At 47.3% G+C, this 16,852-nt stretch carries 13 protein-coding genes and 2 pseudogenes; 8 read left to right on the forward strand and 7 right to left on the reverse strand.

Annotation, left to right across the window (positions count from 1 at the left end; translation table 11 throughout):
- Positions 1-8 precede the first annotated feature (8 nt).
- The 5 genes and pseudogenes from ACOZIO_RS12005 to ACOZIO_RS12025 form a co-directional block, all read right to left on the reverse strand.
- Positions 9-353 carry a DUF1493 family protein gene (locus tag ACOZIO_RS12005; RefSeq protein ID WP_129953367.1) on the reverse strand — a complete coding sequence of 115 codons (345 nt, stop codon included), beginning with the start codon at positions 351-353 and terminating at the stop codon, positions 9-11.
- Positions 338-798: pseudogene (locus tag ACOZIO_RS12010) on the reverse strand (STM2901 family protein). The gene ACOZIO_RS12005 and the pseudogene ACOZIO_RS12010 overlap by 16 nt, the downstream one beginning before the upstream one ends.
- A gap of 161 nt (positions 799-959) precedes the next feature.
- A complete protein-coding gene (cybB, locus tag ACOZIO_RS12015; RefSeq protein WP_129953368.1) occupies positions 960-1,493 on the reverse strand; it encodes a cytochrome b561 in 534 nt (177 codons plus the stop codon).
- Positions 1,494-1,702: 209 nt separating this feature from the next.
- Positions 1,703-2,110: an H-NS family nucleoid-associated regulatory protein gene (locus ACOZIO_RS12020; RefSeq protein ID WP_129991103.1), complete on the reverse strand. Its 408-nt coding sequence runs from the start codon at positions 2,108-2,110 to the stop codon at positions 1,703-1,705.
- 558 nt (positions 2,111-2,668) lie between these two features.
- Positions 2,669-3,043, reverse strand: a pseudogene (locus ACOZIO_RS12025) (LysR substrate-binding domain-containing protein); the annotation flags it as partial.
- A gap of 294 nt (positions 3,044-3,337) precedes the next feature.
- Here ACOZIO_RS12025 and ACOZIO_RS12030 point away from each other — a divergent pair.
- The 3 genes from ACOZIO_RS12030 (at position 3,338) to ACOZIO_RS12040 (ending at position 5,104) form a co-directional block, all read left to right on the forward strand.
- Positions 3,338-3,643, forward strand: coding sequence for a DUF1471 domain-containing protein (locus ACOZIO_RS12030; protein ID WP_129953370.1), 306 nt, complete (start codon positions 3,338-3,340; stop codon positions 3,641-3,643).
- A 574-nt stretch (positions 3,644-4,217) separates the two neighbouring features.
- On the forward strand, positions 4,218-4,478 hold the full coding sequence (locus tag ACOZIO_RS12035) for a helix-turn-helix domain-containing protein (protein WP_129953371.1): 261 nt from the start codon (positions 4,218-4,220) through the stop codon (positions 4,476-4,478).
- Positions 4,479-4,801: 323 nt separating this feature from the next.
- Positions 4,802-5,104 carry a TM2 domain-containing protein gene (locus ACOZIO_RS12040; RefSeq protein WP_129953372.1) on the forward strand — a complete coding sequence of 101 codons (303 nt, stop codon included), beginning with the start codon at positions 4,802-4,804 and terminating at the stop codon, positions 5,102-5,104.
- A 140-nt stretch (positions 5,105-5,244) separates the two neighbouring features.
- Here the strand turns inward: ACOZIO_RS12040 and fabV are convergent, their stop codons facing one another.
- A complete protein-coding gene (gene fabV / locus ACOZIO_RS12045; protein WP_129953373.1) occupies positions 5,245-6,441 on the reverse strand; it encodes an enoyl-ACP reductase FabV in 1,197 nt (398 codons plus the stop codon).
- Positions 6,442-6,793: 352 nt separating this feature from the next.
- Between fabV and ACOZIO_RS12050 the strand changes: the two genes are divergently transcribed.
- A complete protein-coding gene (locus ACOZIO_RS12050) occupies positions 6,794-8,251 on the forward strand; it encodes a sugar porter family MFS transporter (protein WP_129953374.1) in 1,458 nt (485 codons plus the stop codon).
- A gap of 240 nt (positions 8,252-8,491) precedes the next feature.
- On the opposite strand, the gene ACOZIO_RS12055 is transcribed toward ACOZIO_RS12050, so the two are convergent.
- Positions 8,492-9,760 (reverse strand): 4-aminobutyrate--2-oxoglutarate transaminase, encoded by a 1,269-nt coding sequence (locus ACOZIO_RS12055; RefSeq protein WP_129953375.1) that lies wholly within the window; start codon positions 9,758-9,760, stop codon positions 8,492-8,494.
- Between the two features lie 1,889 nt (positions 9,761-11,649).
- Here ACOZIO_RS12055 and parA point away from each other — a divergent pair.
- The 4 genes from parA to ACOZIO_RS12075 all read left to right on the forward strand — a co-directional run bounded on the left by parA (position 11,650) and on the right by ACOZIO_RS12075 (position 16,852).
- Positions 11,650-12,276: a ParA family partition ATPase gene (gene parA / locus ACOZIO_RS12060; RefSeq protein WP_014341720.1), complete on the forward strand. Its 627-nt coding sequence runs from the start codon at positions 11,650-11,652 to the stop codon at positions 12,274-12,276.
- Positions 12,273-12,482 (forward strand): plasmid partition protein ParG, encoded by a 210-nt coding sequence (locus ACOZIO_RS12065; protein WP_014341719.1) that lies wholly within the window; start codon positions 12,273-12,275, stop codon positions 12,480-12,482. The genes parA and ACOZIO_RS12065 overlap by 4 nt, the downstream gene beginning before the upstream one ends.
- A gap of 1,373 nt (positions 12,483-13,855) precedes the next feature.
- Positions 13,856-14,842, forward strand: coding sequence for a replication initiation protein (locus ACOZIO_RS12070; protein ID WP_217138784.1), 987 nt, complete (start codon positions 13,856-13,858; stop codon positions 14,840-14,842).
- Between the two features lie 390 nt (positions 14,843-15,232).
- On the forward strand, positions 15,233-16,852 hold the full coding sequence (locus tag ACOZIO_RS12075; protein WP_238485857.1) for an ABC transporter substrate-binding protein: 1,620 nt from the start codon (positions 15,233-15,235) through the stop codon (positions 16,850-16,852).

Genomic DNA, 16,852 nt, shown 5'->3' on the forward strand with positions numbered 1-16,852 from the left:
AAAACCCCTTAATCATAAAGCCATTTACCCGCCTTCGCCGATTCTGCGAACATTCTTACCGTTAAGGGCTTTCTGGTCTTTTCTATGTCCTTACGCTTAACCTTAAACCAGCGAGTGAAAAACGGAAGGTTTTCCCAAGGAAAGTAGAAGGACCAATTTACAACTGACAGATCCACTTTAAAGGTTTTTTCATAGGCTTCGAGGGCATATACGAAATCATCACCCGGAGCAAAATCTTGTAGCTCTGTATCAAACTCAAGCGGCACTTCCCTTTTCAAATCGAAATCGTAGTAACCAGGTATTTCCTCGCGGAACATTAATAAGACTTTTTCTTCCATTAAAAGTACGTCCATGCAATACGATCTTCTGGACGTGCTATTAAATTATATTTTGATCTGGTTTCGGCGGCCACCTGCTGAATTAATATGACTGCCATTGCATATCCAACAAAGGGGACATATCTATCAGTGCAGCCCATTTCGTGGTTTTTCGCATAGTCAAGGTATTGAACGACTTACCAACCGGCGTCCACGCTCTAAGGCCAAAGGGCAGTTTGGCTTGCTTTAAAAGGGCCCTCGATAGCTTTGACGCTACGCTGGTTCCCGGTATTGCAGTTACCATCTTGCCCGGAACCGGAATGTAAGGCTGCCCTGTAATAATGAGAACTGTAGCCGTAGTATCCAACCCAAGGTGGTTTGATAAGCTTTCAATAAAAATTAGACCAAATAACTCTTGGTTACTCAGATTGGCATGCCCGTGATAAAAGTACGTTCCGCTCAGCTCTTCAGTCGTATCCATTTCAATATCCTTTTGATTAGAGGGGTTTTAGAATACCGCCGCTTTCATACGCAGACAATTGTTCCCTGACACCGAATCCCCTTTCTGCCCGGCGCGTCACTTTAATCGCATCGTCTGACTTAACATCTCGTAACGGTTTTTCATGTCCGTCATTACGTGCGCTATTTTCTCCCCGGTAGCATCCGCACCAGTGTATTGTCACGCAGACGATAATGATGCCAGAGCGCCGCCAGAGCGTGTAAACCAATCAGGTAATAACCCGTATTGGCCAGCCACATATGCACTGTTTTAAGCTGCCTTTGCAATTCCATATCCGGGAAAACACTTTTTGGCATCATGATGTTAAACATTGTCCAGTCATGACCGGCGTAATATTTCGATAAAATACCCAGTACGGGTAATCCGATAAACATCAGATAAATCACCGTGTGCGTTAGCACCGCAAGATTATGTTGCCAGCGGGGTGGCGCAGGTTTAACAGGCGGCGTGCTATACATTGCACGCACAAACACCCGTACACACATCAGAAATAATACGCAAAAACCCAGACTGTAATGCGTCAGTGTTAATAGTTCGCGTACCTGAGAGCCCCTGGCGAACGCCCCCTTGATATCCATCGTAGTATAAGTAAAAACGACTAAAACCAGCACCAACCAGTGAATCACAATTTGCACAGAGGAGTATCGGCTACGCATAGAAGTTCCGGTAAACGAAGATACGTTAACCTTACTTCCCAAGACTTAAGCTTACATTAAGAACAATGCGGGATAGCAATGAAAGGGTAAAAAAACAGAACAGTGAAACGTTTAAGAGAGGAAATAAGAAAATAAAAACTGACAGTGAACCGCATTTCCTGCCCGGCTAAAAAGCAGGGCAGAAGAAACTCAGCACATCAACCGTTCGGTTAGCGCGCGATCAGGAAACTTTCCAGTGTAGCGCCAGCATCCAGTGCTGCTTTAATGGCAGAAGGTGTACGACCCTGACCAGTCCAGGTTTTTTTAGAACCGTCAGTGTCAGTGTACTCATAAAGAGCAGGACGTGGCTTGCGTTTGGCTTTGGTGGTGACTTTCGCACTCTGATGACCCAGAAGATCATCAATCGCGATGCCGTCGTTTGCCAGCATTTCGCGATATTTCAGTAATTTTTCGTCGCGCTCTTGTTGCTGTGCACTGCGCGCTTTTGCATTTTCGCGAGTTTCTTCCACAATGGCGGTCAGTTTTTCAAGGATTTCTTCCAGGGTACTCAAAGGCATTTCGCGAGCCTGAGCCCGAAGTGTACGGATATTATTCAAAACGTTTAATGCATTGTCCATGATGTGCTCACTTTAGAGGCGTTTCATTAAATTAGTCACTCTGATTCTACACAAACAAATAATGATATCAATTGCGTCAGGATAATATTACACCTTATTACACAATTCCTGTGTGAGTCGCTTCGGTTTATTGAATTTTAATGCATTATTTTATAAGAACAGATGATGGATTAATAAATCTCCCCGCACAAACCTCCCTGAGCAGCCCAAAATAAGCAGAAAAAAATTGTTAAGCTAAATTTTCCCCTCTTTATAATAGTATCGCTGCGTGAATAACATGCGGTGCTATTATGTACAAACAGGGTCATTTCTTTTCTTTTGGCGCGACCCTCAGTACCTGGCTTATTCATTGCGCTAAATAACGCCTTGTCATAAACCCTAACTCCCTGCCGAAACCGCCAAAAAGCATTTTCTGCACAAAAAATGAAATGAAGTTTATGCTGCGGCCCATTAAAATGTGATTTACATCACATAGGGATTTTATTGACTCCATGTTTAAGACAATTTTTGTTGTTTGCGCGGCGTGCGTGGTGCTGAAACTCGCGCTGGACTGGCAGATTATTTTGCAGGTTGCGGAAGGTTAACCGTCAGCTGACGGGCCAGAGCCGCAAATTCTGTCAGATTGCGGGTTAACACGCCGCGTCGCCATATCAGCCATGTGGTCAAAAAACGATAATTATCGGCCAGCGGCCAGATGCTCACCGTGCTGCTGCCCGGCATACTTTCCAGCATACTACGTGGCATCAGCGCCAGACCGCCTCCGGCTATCACACAAGCCAGCATGCCGTGATAGGACTCCATTTCGTAAATTTTCCCCGGTGCAGCGCCATCATCCGCAAACCAGCTTTCGAAATGACGGCGATAAGAGCAGTTCGACCGGAATGCATAGAGAATCTCCCCGTTAACATCCTGACCGCGTGTCACAGGACCGTGGATGAAAAGTGAAGTGCACATTCCGCAGACATGGGGGGTGACATGTGCCCCTTTTTGTACTCATTTCAAAAATACCTAACCTGTAACCAGGTGAAAATATCCTCTTTTACTTTCGCGTTAATTGTGGCAGGAGATTAATTAACAAAGAATTAGCAATTAAAGCTAAAGGTGATTACATGAAAAGGTATTTATTAGCATTGCCCGCTGAATATTTCAGGTGCGTTAACCTCTTTATTCATTAACGGTGCAACTCAAGATCCGATTTAGAAAAATGACCTGATGAGGGGTAAATCCATGAAAGGCTTAGTGAATGATGTCTTGTCTATATTCTCACCCAAAGCGGTTAAGCCTGTTTTGGTCCGCCCGGGGTTATCACATCGCGAGATTGCCTCGCTGCAGGCCGTCGGTGTGACCACGGTGTCCTGGGCTACCTCCATGGAAGAACTCAATAACGCATTTGTTAAAAAAGCGCTGGATGCCGGTGCCGTCGGCTACCACATTACCCATGTGGAATCGCACAAACCAGGTAAAGAACAGCAACACGTCATGGCTGCCACCGCAACCTTTTACCATATCAATCACAAAGTGGCTTATGGCTGATGTGTATGGAAGGGCGCTATAAAAATGCCGTGTGCATGCGGCGTTTAGACATTAATAATCCCCCACCCACCTTTCGGCGGATGGGGATTTCTGCAACCTCTTGGCATGAAACCAAATTACATCTGGGTCAATCATGTAACCCGCTGCAACGCCTGAAATTTCTCTGGAAAGCACCCGTCATTTCCGCAGTTAACCCGTTGGTTTAGCTCACTCAATTACGCTATAGTGCGTGCGCCGCGGCAAAATCCGCTGCCGGGTTTCGCAGCCTGAATACCACACCAGAAACACATATGTCATAATTATGTGTTGGGCTCCCTTGCACCTGCAAACTCAGAGATATCGTGTTTGTACATCCAATGGTGGCTCAGGCAGGGCAACCTTCGGGTTGGCCGGGTTTCTGGTTTGTGCCGGTACTGCGAACCTTGTCTGAGCTACCACCAATAAGAGTTTCGCAGCTCTGGTGGTGGTTAAATTCACAAACCAGAGAATCCAAAGATGAAACTATCACATAGCCCTACGTTTCTGCCCTTCTGCCCTGCTGTTCCTGCGCTGTCAAAAACAGGAGTAACCCGTCATGAATAATCACGACTGGCATCAGGCTGATATCATTGCCGCATTGCGTAAGAAAGGCACCACACTGGCCGCCGTTTCCCGTGCTGCCGGTCTGAGTTCCTCGACGCTGTCTAACGCACTTTCAAGACCCTGGCCGAAAGGCGAGCTCCTGATTGCCCAGGCACTGGAAATACACCCAAGCACCATCTGGCCAAGCCGGTATTTTGATCCCAAGACCCGTGAACGTATTCAGCGGACGGTGAGATCGTCGCACAGAATATAGAAATTGATATCAGGGTGCGGAATGCGCCCTTTTTAGTGGCCGTTTTAAAAATTTGCTAATCTGCCACCGCGACCTTTTACCATATCAATCACAAAGTAGCTTATGGCTAATGTGCATGGGAGGTAGTTCTGACATAAAAACGCTGCGGCCCGTGGAGTTTGCGGCGTTATTTATTGATAATAAAGCGTATTGAAGACCATTCATTGCCCGCGCGGTAAGCTGGCAGAACGCATCCCCTTCTCGCTGAGGCATCATCATTCTCTTTTTCTTAATGATAATTACGGGTAAGATTAGTCCGAATAATAACATGTAAGGAAATAGAAATGGGATCTATGGTTTTTTGTAGAGGATGCGGAAAGGAGATCCATGAGTCGGCTAAATCATGCCCTCATTGTGGAGCAACTCAAAACGTTAATCCTCAGGGAACTAAAAGCAGGGTTGCTGCAGCTTTGTTGGCTTTCTTCCTGGGTGGTTTTGGTGTTCATAAGTTTTATCTGGGTAAAATCGGGCAAGGATTCTTATACCTCATCTTCTGCTGGACGTTTATTCCTTCAATAATTGCCTTCATTGAATTCATTATTTATCTGTGTGATTCAGATGAAAACTTCGCCAAAAAATACGGTTGAGTGAATTATTTGATTATAAAAGCCGCTTTCAAAAGTGGCTTTTTAGAATCAACTAAACACTGCGTGAAGTGTTGATAAAAAAACCCACACCCACCTTTCGGCGAATGCGGGTTTCAGTCATCTCTGTATGTTAAATCACATTACATCTGGATCAGATGTTTGATTTTCACGTCCGGATTGGTATCGGCAGCGTAATCAACACCGTTCAGGCCAAAGCCGAACAGACGCATGAACTCGCTTTTATAACCCGCAAAATCAGTCAGTTCAGCGATGTTGTCGTTAGTGACTTCATTCCACAGTTTACCGACTTCTTCCTGCACTTCCGGCGCGATCTCTTTGAGGTCAGCGCGCAGACGCCCTTCGTTATCGACCAGCGGCTCAGCGCCGTACAGGCTGTCTTTGTACAGACCGTAAACCTGCTCGATACATCCTTCGTGGGTGCCCTTTTCTTTCATCACTTTGAACAGCAGTGAAAGGTACAGCGGCATCACCGGAATAGCAGAACTCGCCTGCGTCACAACGGCTTTCAGTACGGAAACGCGTGCATCACCGCCCTGTTCTGCCAGTGTGCTGCGGATATCCAGAACACGTTTGTCCAGATCCTTCTTCGCTTCACCGATAGAACCGTTCCAGTAAATGTCCTGCGTCACTTCTTCACCCAGGTAGGTGAATGCCGTGGTTTTCGCGCCTTCAGCCAGCACACCGGCAGCTTTCAGGTCGTCGATCCACATCTGCCAGTCTTCGCCCCCCATCACTGCCACGGTGCCCGCGATTTCTTCCGGGGTTGCCGGTTCCAGCGTGGTTTCGTTGATGGTTTCTTTGTCGGTATTGATGCCGCGAATAGTGACTTGTTTACCGATTGGTTTCAGGGTGGAGTTGAACACTTCACCGGTTTTAGGATGGGTGCGGCGCGGTGCAGCCAGGCTGTAAACCACCAGATCAACCTGACCCAAATCTTGTTTGATCAGCTCAATAGTCTTTTGCTTCACTTCATCGGAGAACGCATCGCCGTTGATGCTTTTTGCGTACAGGCCTTTCGCATCGGCAAATTCTTCGAATGCGGCTGAGTTGTACCAGCCTGCAGTGGCGGTTTTAGACTCATCGCCCGGACGTTCGAAGAAGATGCCCAGCGTGGAAGCGTCAGAACCGAAAGCAGCAGAGATGCGGGCAGCGAGGCCGTAACCGGTCGAAGCGCCGATCACCAGGACTTTTTTAGGACCGCCTGCGATTTTGCCTTGTGCGGTAACATAGTCGATTTGTTCTTTAACATTCGCCTTGCAACCTTCCGGATGGGCAGTAACACAGATAAAGCCACGAATGCGTGGTTTGATAATCATATAGACCTCATTGCAACTGTCTCAGTAAATTGGCCGATAGAATATAGGTTTGCGCCGTTTCAGGCAAAACCTGACGCTTTATCGCCGCGTAAACAGACTTCTCTGACCCGTGAATGGGGGTCGTTTGCTCAGAAAGCGGAAAAAATAGACAAAAAATTGCTCTGCTGAGTGTAATTCAGTTGTGACCGCGTGCCTGCGGCAGGTTACCTATTTTCTGAAAATTCAGCACCAGAAGCCTTGTTTCCCCTTCATTTCTCCCGTCTCCTTTCAAAATCCGGATTATGCGTTAGATTTATAACGTGTGATCTGAATCACACAAAAACCATAATAAAGTCATGATTAGGGAGCATCTGTGAGTAAGAAAATAAACAGTGGCGGTCAGGATGAGGCGGCGAAAGCCCCGCAACCGACTGAACCGCTGGTAAAAGTCATTGCCTTTATAGCCACCCTGGGTGGCTTACTTTTTGGCTACGATACCGGGGTTATTGCCGGTGCTTTGCTGTTCATGAAGCACGATCTGCATCTGACATCCTTAACAACCGGGATGGTCACCAGTTTTCTGATACTGGGCTCAGCCGTTGGTGCAGTGTGCGCGGGTCGCGTGGCCGACCGTTTCGGGCGTAAAAAAGTCATTCTGGTAATGGCGCTGATCTTTATGGCCGGTTCACTCGGCTGTGCCACAGCGCCCAACGTCGTGATAATGATTGTCTGCCGGTTTATTCTGGGGCTGGCAGTCGGTGGGGCGGCCGCGATTGTGCCCATCTATATCGCGGAAATCGTGCCCTCTCATCGCCGCTGGCAGTTCGTGACGTTGCAGGAACTGATGATTGTTTCCGGTCAGCTGATTGCATATACGAGTAATGCGGCCATCAATGAAGTCTGGGGTGGCGAAACCACCTGGCGCTGGATGCTGGGTGTCGCCTGCGTTCCGGCTGTCGTGTTATGGGTCGGGATGCTTTTCCTGCCTGATACACCACGCTGGTATGCCATGCACGGCCGCTATCGCGAAGCGCGTGACGTGCTGGAACGTACCCGCAAAGCCAGTAAAGTGGAGAAAGAACTAAGCGAAATCCGCAGTTCCATGAGCTCCAGAAGCGAGAAACATTCCCGCCGTCAGAAAACCATCTCTGTCTGGATGAAACGCCTGGTCTTTCTGGGAATTGGTATTGCCATGCTGCAGCAGCTTTCCGGCGTCAACACCATCATGTTCTATGCGCCAACGATGTTACAGGCCACCGGACTGAGCACCAATGCCTCCCTGCTCGCCACCATCGCTAACGGTGTGATCTCAGTACTGATGACGTTTGTCGGCATTATGTTACTGAGCCGCTTTGGTCGTCGTCCGCTGTTACTGACCGGGCAAATTGGCTGTACCTGTACGTTGCTGGCAATAGGGCTGATCACCTGGCTGATGCCGGAAACGGTGAACGGGCATCCGGATACCGTGCGCAGTTATCTGGTCTTAGGCGGCATGCTGGTTTTCCTATGCTTCCAGCAAGGTGCGCTATCGCCTGTCACCTGGCTGTTGTTATCGGAAATTTTTCCGATGCGCATCCGCGGCATGGCAAATGGCGTATCGGTATTTGCCATGCAAATGACCAATTTCTCCATCGCCTTTATGTTCCCGATTATGCTGGAATCTATCGGGCTGACGATGTCATTCTTCTGCTTTGCCGCCATCGGCGTCGCAGGCGGGATATTTGCCATTATTTTTGCGCCGGAAACGCAGGGCAAAACGTTAGAGCAGATTGAAAAACACTTTAAAAAGCACTTACAGGATGATCCAGCTCCGCAGGAAGCGGGAAGTTAAGTTTGTGATGTTAATCCCTGTCCGGCCGGCATGTTACCTGGCCGGACAGGGGCGCCAAAGGTCAGAGAAGCCTCCCCTGCCCCTATATTTGATGCACCCTATTGTATGATCGTTTCTGCAGCCTGTTCCCTGTCCGGGGTGTAGGCACTTTGTTGCTATGCTTAAAGATAATCACCTGCCGCAACGTGAAGATCATCAATACCAGATGGTAGTGGCGCAACAGGTTTTATATCAGTGTTCTCAGTCAGCCAGCACCCGGGACAAAATGGCCAGCGCCTTTTTGAACTGCATATCAGGTATGGTCAGCGGATAGAGGAAACGGATCACATTACCGTTCACACCACAGCTGAGCATCAGCAATCCTGCGTCCAGTGCTTTATGCAAATACTGTCTTGTCAGTTCAGCCGATGGCTTGCCGGTGACCGGATCGTTAAATTCAGCCGCCACCATTGACCCCTGACCACGGACATCCACCAACGCTGCGCAACCCGCTTTGGCTCTCTTCAGCACTTCGGTGAGCTCAGCGCCCAGACGGTTAGCACGCTGGCACAGTTTTTCTTCTTCAATGATATCCAGGACTGCTAGCGCAGAAGCTACAGCCAGTGGATTCCCCGCATAAGTGCCACCAAGTCCCCCCGGTTCCGGCGCGTCCATCAGTGCGGCGCGCCCCGTTACACCCGAGATGGGCAAACCACCACCAAGACTTTTCGCGATGGTGACGATGTCCGGTTTGGCATCCGGATAATATTCTGAGGCGAACATTTTGCCGGTGCGGGCAAACCCGCTTTGCACTTCATCCGCAATCATCACGATGCCATGACGGTCACAGATTTCGCGGAGACCTCTCACAAACTCTTCCGGTGCGATATTGAAACCGCCCTCACCTTGTACCGGTTCATACAAGATCGCGGCAATCTGCTGCGGCGCGATATCGCTGCGGAAAATGCGCTCAATACTTTCAAGTGCCATTTCAGTGGTAACCCCCTGAACGGCGTTTGGATATTGGGCATGGAAGACCGAAGCAGGGAACGGCCCGAAGCCCGCTTTGTAGGGTATCACTTTGCCGGTCAGTGCCAGGGTCAGCAGCGTGCGACCATGAAATGCACCGGAGAAAGTAATGATACCGGGACGGCCGGTGGCGGAACGGGCAATTTTCACCGCGTTTTCGACGGCTTCCGCGCCGGTACTGAAGAATGTTGTTTTCGCTTTGCCGCTTACCGGTGAAATTGCATTGATGCGTTCAGCCAGTTTCACAAAACTGGCGTAAGGCACAATCTGGTAGGCTGTGTGTGTGAACAGGTCAAGCTGGTTACGGATGGCTTCTACGATTTTCGGGTGACGATGCCCCGTGTTCAGTACCGCGATCCCGGCGGTGAAATCGATGTATTCACGCCCGTGCTCATCCCATAATGTGGCGTTTTCCGCCTTCGCCGCATAGAAATCACACATTACACCGACACCCCGGGGTGTCGCTTCTTGACGGCGTTTTTCCAGTTCACTGTGATTCATCTTTTGCTCCTGCCTGCAGGTTGATGATTTTTAGATTGCCGGTTACACGTTGAACAACTTGTCTGAATAGCAACCTGTTCTTGTTTTTTATCCCATCAGCGGCCCCATAATCCAGAACCCGTTCTATTTATTTTGAGGATCCACTTTTGCGCTCATTGCTTTCTGGCCTCATTATGCAGCGTCTCACTGAGTTTTCTGATGCCTGGTCCGGCACACTGAGCAAAAAGATTTATCAGGTATGACAACAGGCTATATTTTTGATGACAGTATTTCAGCCGGCAACGTTTACCCTTGTCATAGGGCTGGATTAGCCGCCCGGTCCGGTGATGCACCTCGCGGCCTGAATATTTCAGGGTGCCAGATATTGCGACACATTAATCATTGGATCTTAAAATCCTGTAATCACTGAATCACTGAATCACTGAATGGTGGGTTCTCAGAATCCTGTTATCATAGAATCTCGGAATTCCCCTCCTCCATGCATGCATCCTTTCCCTGTATAATCTTATAATCCTGAAATCATATAATCCTTGAATTCTGTAAACTATCATTCTCGCAATAGCGTAATCCTGACCAACTTCAATCTTATAAACCTGTGATACTTATAACGCATTATTGTAATCTCGGGATTCAAGAATCCTGTTAGTCTCAGGATACTATCCTGTAATCCCAGCACTGCTCGTACCGGCTGTTGCAATCCCATCACTCTGGTTAAAAATCCTGTAATCATATAATCCCAAATGAAATCCCAGGATACTATCATCCCAATATAATCCCATAATCACTGAATCATTTAACTTTCTCGCATTTATACATTCATAGCAATGCACTGAAAATTATAATAAAATCTTTGAATCCTGTAATCCTTGACTTGATAATAATCATGGGATTTTGTAATCATACTTACATATTAGGATTCCAGGATTCCGTGACTGAGAGTTGTTATCGTCATACTATCTCAGTATCGCCCATCTATATAATCCTGCAATCCTATAATCTTTGAAAAGATTACAGCATCCTGTAATCATAGAATACAACTGAACAAATGTTTCGGCACCCAGGCGTGACATCGTTTTTAATGATTTCATCTCATGATTCTTAGATTCCAGGATTCAAGTATAACGATGCACTCACATCCTATAATCACAAGATTCCAAACGTTCAGCATCCCATACATTATGATGAACAACCTGAAATCCCGTAATCTTACAATCTCGAAATCCCACAATCCCAGAAGCACAGGTATCCCAAACCGCGAAAACTGAGATGTTGAGATGTTGAGATGTTGAGATGTTGAGATGTTGAGATGTTGAGATGTTGAGATGTTGAGATGGTGAGATGGTGAGATGGTGAGATGGTGAGATGGTGAGATGGTGAGATGGTGAGATGGTGAGATGGTGAGATGGTGAGATTTTATCTCAGGAGTATCTTACGTCCAGCGTGAAGATGGAGAAGTTTAAAACATGTCACATCACAGAATCCCATACTCCTAAGATTACAAAATCCTGCAATCCAGATGTATCTCTTAATCTCCATGGTTATTAAGCAATTCACGTCAATTTTAGAAATGCGCCTTGATGGGATCATAGAATCACCTAATCACCTAATCACCTAATCACGGGATTATTTCATCCTGAAATCAATTGGTGAATACTGACGAAGACAAGATAGAAATATTGTAATCCTGTGATTTTAAAATCATGGGATATGATAATTCGATAATCCTAAAAGGTTGAAATCCCCGGATGCAAACTTTATAGTAGTCATCTAATCCTGTGATTCATGGATTTAAAAATCTCATAATCCTATGATTACATCATTATAAGATTACAAAATCTTAGGGTTTCAGAATCTTATAATCTTCATTGAACGCTTCATCAGAGGTTGTCATGGCAGCGAAAATTATTTCTTTCCTGAACGGGAAGGGCGGAGTAGGGAAAACCACAACGTCTATAAACATAGCGACCTGTCTTGCCCGGCAAGGACATAAAGTCGTAATGGTAGATACCGACCCGCAGGGAAGTATCAGTAACTGGTATGACGAAAGCAAATGCCAGTTCGACCTTGCAGAGGCGGCTTCAGAAAAAGAAGTCTATACCGTTCGCAAACAATTAAAAGAATACGATTACGTGGTAATAGATGGCGCTGCTGCCATATCAGCAATTTCTTCCGCTGCTGTGATGGTGAGTGATCTGGTGTTGATTCCTGTGACACCGTCACCTTTAGATTTTGCTGCCTGTGGCGCTATTCTGGCCGTCGTGGAAGCTCGCGAAAATTTGCAGCCGGTGATTGCCCGTTTTCTAATCACCAAAAAAGTCGCTTCAGCTAAAATGCTTGAAGTGCTGAAAGAATCCATTGCCGATACCGGTGTTCCCGCATTGCGTACTGGTACGACGCAGCGCCAGGTTTACATCCGCACAATGATGGATGGCGGTACTGTTTTCGATACGACAGACGGAAACGCGAAAGGGGAAATTGAAATTATGACTAAAGAAATCACGGAGTTGCTGAAATGAAAATGAAACTTGGCCAGCACAGACAACTGACGACAGCACTGGAAGCAGTCTCTAAACCACCTGCATCAGTAAAAAAATTGCAGACCAACATCGATGAAGAGCTGCATCGTCGTTTTAAAACCAGCTGCTTCCTGCAAGATCGCGAAATGAAAGACGTCCTGACCGAGTTGATCGAGGCCTGGCTTATCACCAACGAACGCACGTAATGCACTGAACACTGGCTGGACCGGGTCTTTCAGGGCCCGTTTCCGACGACCACCTGCTTACATTCCTGACTCTGTCTGCTTTCAGTGCGAACTTATCCCTTCGTCAACTCTCTTCTTCTGTGTGATCAGATCTTAAGATCAAATAATGTTTTGTTTATTTTCTAAGTTTAGATCTTTCTCTTTAGAGAGGTATTTTACTTTTTATTATCAGCAGCTTATGAAGGGTATTGTGGAGATATTTCCTGCGTCAGGTGGAGATCCTTCCTGTTGGATGTGGATCCTTTTCATGGCGAATGTAGACGTTTTTTCTGTGGATAATTTCTTTATGGATCAAACCATTACCTATGTGGAGTAATTTTCTGTGGATATCTCATTTACAGGTCATTCAGTAATCGCCCTAAGCTTAGCATCTCTCTAACAGGCTGTCACAACAGGCATTTTTAATAAGTGGAAGAATTTCCTGATCCATCGATAACACCAATACGTGGAACAATTTCCTGTTACAGCGTCACGTTATGTCACATAGTCAGTTAACGGATCCCTGCCATCCACAGGTAGAGCAGTTTGACCTTCTTTGGGCCGCTGATAGAGGTATATGTGGAAACTTTTCCTGATCCTGAAACAGCCTATGTGGAAACATTATCTGATCCCTGAAAGTCATCTTTCCACAATCCTGCCTAAATAATAACTATAAATCAGTTGGTTGCAATTTATGTGACGCTGTCACAACTTTATATGTGGAATGTTTTCCTGTTCTAAAACGATGATATTCATGAAGCCTGCCGTTTGAATACACATATGGAGCGAATTAAAGTGGAGATATTTCCTGATCCTGTTGGTGCCGTTATGTGGAAAGATTTTCTGTGCATACGGCTGTACCGATTATGTGGAGTAATTTCCTGTCAATACGGCCAATGTGTTCTTAATGTGGAAACATTTTCTGATCCCATGCTTCGCAATACGTGGAGAGTTTTCCTGTGGGTCGTCTCTGAGCGATAAACCACGGCCCGGAACGAAGTGAGAAGGGGATCACAAAGCTGATTCTGGTATTTTAGTTTGCGGTAGCGCCTCATATGTGGAGTGATTTTCTGATCGAGAAGAGATTCTGGTTATGAATGGCTGATAGTGTTTTGCGAAGATCCTCTTCTGCATATGTGGAATAATTTCCTGTAAAAGTTCAGACGATCCAAGGTGTTAAAAAAAGGATCCCTGGTGCTGCCGAAAATCATATGTGGAGGTTTTTCCTGATCAGACTTTTTCGATCCTTTTCTAACATGCTGATTATAAAAGGATAAATAACCCTTATTTTTGCTTTACGCCGGCATTTTTTATGTGGAATAATTTAGCTACTTTCCACTTATGGATCCTGCTACATGGAACTGAATAAACTCACCGTAGTTCAGGGGAATGATCTTCTTGAAGGCGCTTACAGCGTCACTCTGGATGAAATGCGCTTGCTAAACCTGGCACTGGCACAAATTGATAGCAGGAAACCTCAGCCAGATACGCTTTATCGACTTTTCCCTCAGGATTATCAGCGGATCTACGGGGTAAACCCGACAAGCAGCCACCGCCAGTTGCGCGAAGCAGCTGAAAGCCTGATGAAAAAGCCGGTCACCATTTACAAGCCGGATGTTAAAACCGGCAAGGTCCGTACTGTGCAACTCTCCTGGTTTTCACGTCTCGAATATGTGAGCAGCGACGATCACAGCGCGGTGGTTCTGCGTTTCGGGCAGGATGTCGCCCCGTATCTTTATGAACTTAAAGAATCTTTTACCAAATTGAATTTTGCCAACATTGCAAAACTTGATACGCCTTTTTCCGTACGACTCTATGGCTGGCTCATCAAAGCTAAGAACCTTTACGGGCGCCGCAGCGGCAAAGCCATAGAAGTAACGTTGGATCTCAACTGGATGCGTGAGAAGGCCGGTTTGGCGGGCAAATACGAGGATTATCGTGACTTCCGCCAGAAACTTCTTGAGCCGACGATCAACCGGATTAATGCCAATACCGATATTTCAGTGGTCTGGGAGCCGGTAAAGCAGGGGAGAACTGTCGTCTCCATCAAGTTTGCCTATGTGGATGAATCCGCGCCAGAAGCCAGCAAACCGCTGCGCCCGCGCTTACCGCGCCGTCCGCGTGCTGTCGCCGGATCGGCGCTGGAAGGCGAATGGGCACGCCGTTGCATCGCGATCTTCGAAGAGTATCGTGAAAAGCTAAGCGCTTACGATGCGGATGAAAAGGCCACATTGCCGGATCTGCGCAAGCTGTCAGGCTGGTATAAGCTGATCGGTGAGAAGAATAAACAAAAAGAGATCCTTGCGGAAGTCAGTTCCCGCAGCAAAAAAACCGCTGCCTGAGGGCTATGATCCGAAAATAAAAGTAAACGGCGTATCTTGTGAAAGATACGCCGTTTTTCTTAGGGTAAAGACCCAACTGTTAACGTCTTTACGCCTCTGAATAAGCGTTAATGGGTTAGTAAGTACTTACTGGGTTGTATCAGAAAATCTTTCCACATTAGCCGTTTTGGCGGCTTTTCCAGCGTACTGTTTAAAAGCTATAAGCCATATTTTTTCGTTGTTAGACAAGGCCTAATGGCATCCTTACTCTTTGTCATGTTTTGTAAATCGTTTGCACACTTTTGATGAGGATGTCTTTTGGCTACGTTATTACGCTCTGCATTCGCGCCAGTCGCACAACGCGCGCGACGTACTGCTTCTTTCAAAATTGCATTACTGGCCAGTGCCGTGATGCTGTCTTCTTTTGCATTCGCTGATGATGTTTTAAGAGAAGGCATTACACCGGCCACTGATGCCAGCCAGATCCCTGCTGCTGCGAAACTGCGCACTGATACTGTGATTGCCGGGATCTCCGAACCACAGGGGATCTTTAACCCATACTTCTTCGTCAACGGCTGGGATGAAAACGTCACTAACGTGATTTTCGCGCGCCTGATTGACTGGGACAGCCAGGGAAAACTGGTTCCCGGTCTGGCCCAAAGCTGGACAGTCAGCCCTGACGGCAAAACCTATACCATCACATTACGCCCTGACCTGAAGTTCAGCGACGGCTCACCCCTGACCGCCGAAGACGTCGCATTTACGCTGACAGTGCTCTATGACCCAAAATATGACGGGGATACCGATATTACGCTGGCGCATATTGCAGGTGGTGATGAATACAAGCAAGGCAAAGCAGAAAGCATCAGCGGTCTGAAGGTGATTGACCCGCTGACATTGCAGGTCACCACCACACAACCGGGAGCCACAACGCTGCAAAAAATCGGCGGACCTGTACTGTCGAAAGCTTATTACGGTAAAGGTTACCAACGCGGAAATCTCGATTATCTGCGCACGCTTCATGGTAAACCGCTGGGGAATGGCCCTTATGTATACGATAAGTACATCCCGGGGCAGGAGATCCGTTTTCACGCCAATGCAAACTACTACCGCGGTGTCCCTCCGACACCGCGCTTCATTTATCGGGTGACCAATCCGTCGACTAACTTCCAGTTATTCCAGACGGGCGATACAGATTACGATGCCTTCACTTCCCGCCCGGATGACATTGAGCAGTTGAAAATGCTCGGCTTTGCCAACATTAACCTGTACGGATCCAGTGATTACAGCAAAATTGAATTTAACGTTCATCGTCCGGCGTTGCAGGATGTGAAAGTGCGTCAGGCGCTGATCTACGGGCTGGATCGCCAGAAGCTGATTGACGTGGTGTACCAGGGGTACGGCACCGTGGCGATTGAGCCGATCGCGCCTATTTCCTGGGCGTACAACACTGACGGCGTGAATCCGTACAAATTTGATCCGGCGCAGGCCAATAAATTACTGGATGAAGCCGGGTGGAAAGTGGGCGGTGACGGTATTCGTGTGAAAGACGGTAAACGTCTCGAACTGACGCTGCTGGTCAGCAAAAAAGTGCTCAACGATGCACTGATCCCGATTGCAAAAGAAGATTATCAGAAAATCGGCGTACTGCTGAAACCACAGGTTGTGGACTTCAACGCCCTGATGTCACAACGTAAAGCGGGCAATTACGATCTGGCCTCCTTCAGCACCAGCACGCTTAACGATCCGCACGATGGCGTGTGGGATTATTACAGCACCGAAGCTACTGAATCCGGCTACAACAATCCTGAAGTCGATAAGCTGATCAACGAAGGGAACGCTACGCTGGACATCGAAAAGCGTAAGCCGATTTACCATGAGCTGTATAAAGTGCTGGCTAACGATCCGCCGGTGATCCTGCTCGGTAACCGCAAAATCCTTTCGGCCAGCAGTGCCCGAGTGACCGGTTTTAAACCGGATATCTATAACGGCCTGACCGGCAGCCTGCCGGACGTCAAAATTGTAAAATAA

It is taken from the genome of Rahnella sp. PD4 (assembly GCF_049199325.1).
GTDB classification, from domain to species: Bacteria; Pseudomonadota; Gammaproteobacteria; order Enterobacterales; family Enterobacteriaceae; genus Rahnella; species Rahnella perminowiae.

What these genes read in the sequence shown, in the direction of transcription:
- ACOZIO_RS12005 (WP_129953367.1), bottom strand. Translation starts at nt 353, where the DNA reads ATGGACGTACTTTTAATGGAAGAAAAAGTCTTATTAATGTTCCGCGAG.
- cybB (WP_129953368.1), bottom strand. Translation starts at nt 1,493, where the DNA reads ATGCGTAGCCGATACTCCTCTGTGCAAATTGTGATTCACTGGTTGGTG.
- ACOZIO_RS12020 (WP_129991103.1), bottom strand. Translation starts at nt 2,110, where the DNA reads ATGGACAATGCATTAAACGTTTTGAATAATATCCGTACACTTCGGGCT.
- ACOZIO_RS12030 (WP_129953370.1), top strand. Translation starts at nt 3,338, where the DNA reads ATGAAAGGCTTAGTGAATGATGTCTTGTCTATATTCTCACCCAAAGCG.
- ACOZIO_RS12035 (WP_129953371.1), top strand. Translation starts at nt 4,218, where the DNA reads ATGAATAATCACGACTGGCATCAGGCTGATATCATTGCCGCATTGCGT.
- ACOZIO_RS12040 (WP_129953372.1), top strand. Translation starts at nt 4,802, where the DNA reads ATGGGATCTATGGTTTTTTGTAGAGGATGCGGAAAGGAGATCCATGAG.
- fabV (WP_129953373.1), bottom strand. Translation starts at nt 6,441, where the DNA reads ATGATTATCAAACCACGCATTCGTGGCTTTATCTGTGTTACTGCCCAT.
- ACOZIO_RS12055 (WP_129953375.1), bottom strand. Translation starts at nt 9,760, where the DNA reads ATGAATCACAGTGAACTGGAAAAACGCCGTCAAGAAGCGACACCCCGG.
- parA (WP_014341720.1), top strand. Translation starts at nt 11,650, where the DNA reads ATGGCAGCGAAAATTATTTCTTTCCTGAACGGGAAGGGCGGAGTAGGG.
- ACOZIO_RS12065 (WP_014341719.1), top strand. Translation starts at nt 12,273, where the DNA reads ATGAAAATGAAACTTGGCCAGCACAGACAACTGACGACAGCACTGGAA.
- ACOZIO_RS12070 (WP_217138784.1), top strand. Translation starts at nt 13,856, where the DNA reads ATGGAACTGAATAAACTCACCGTAGTTCAGGGGAATGATCTTCTTGAA.
- ACOZIO_RS12075 (WP_238485857.1), top strand. Translation starts at nt 15,233, where the DNA reads ATGCTGTCTTCTTTTGCATTCGCTGATGATGTTTTAAGAGAAGGCATT.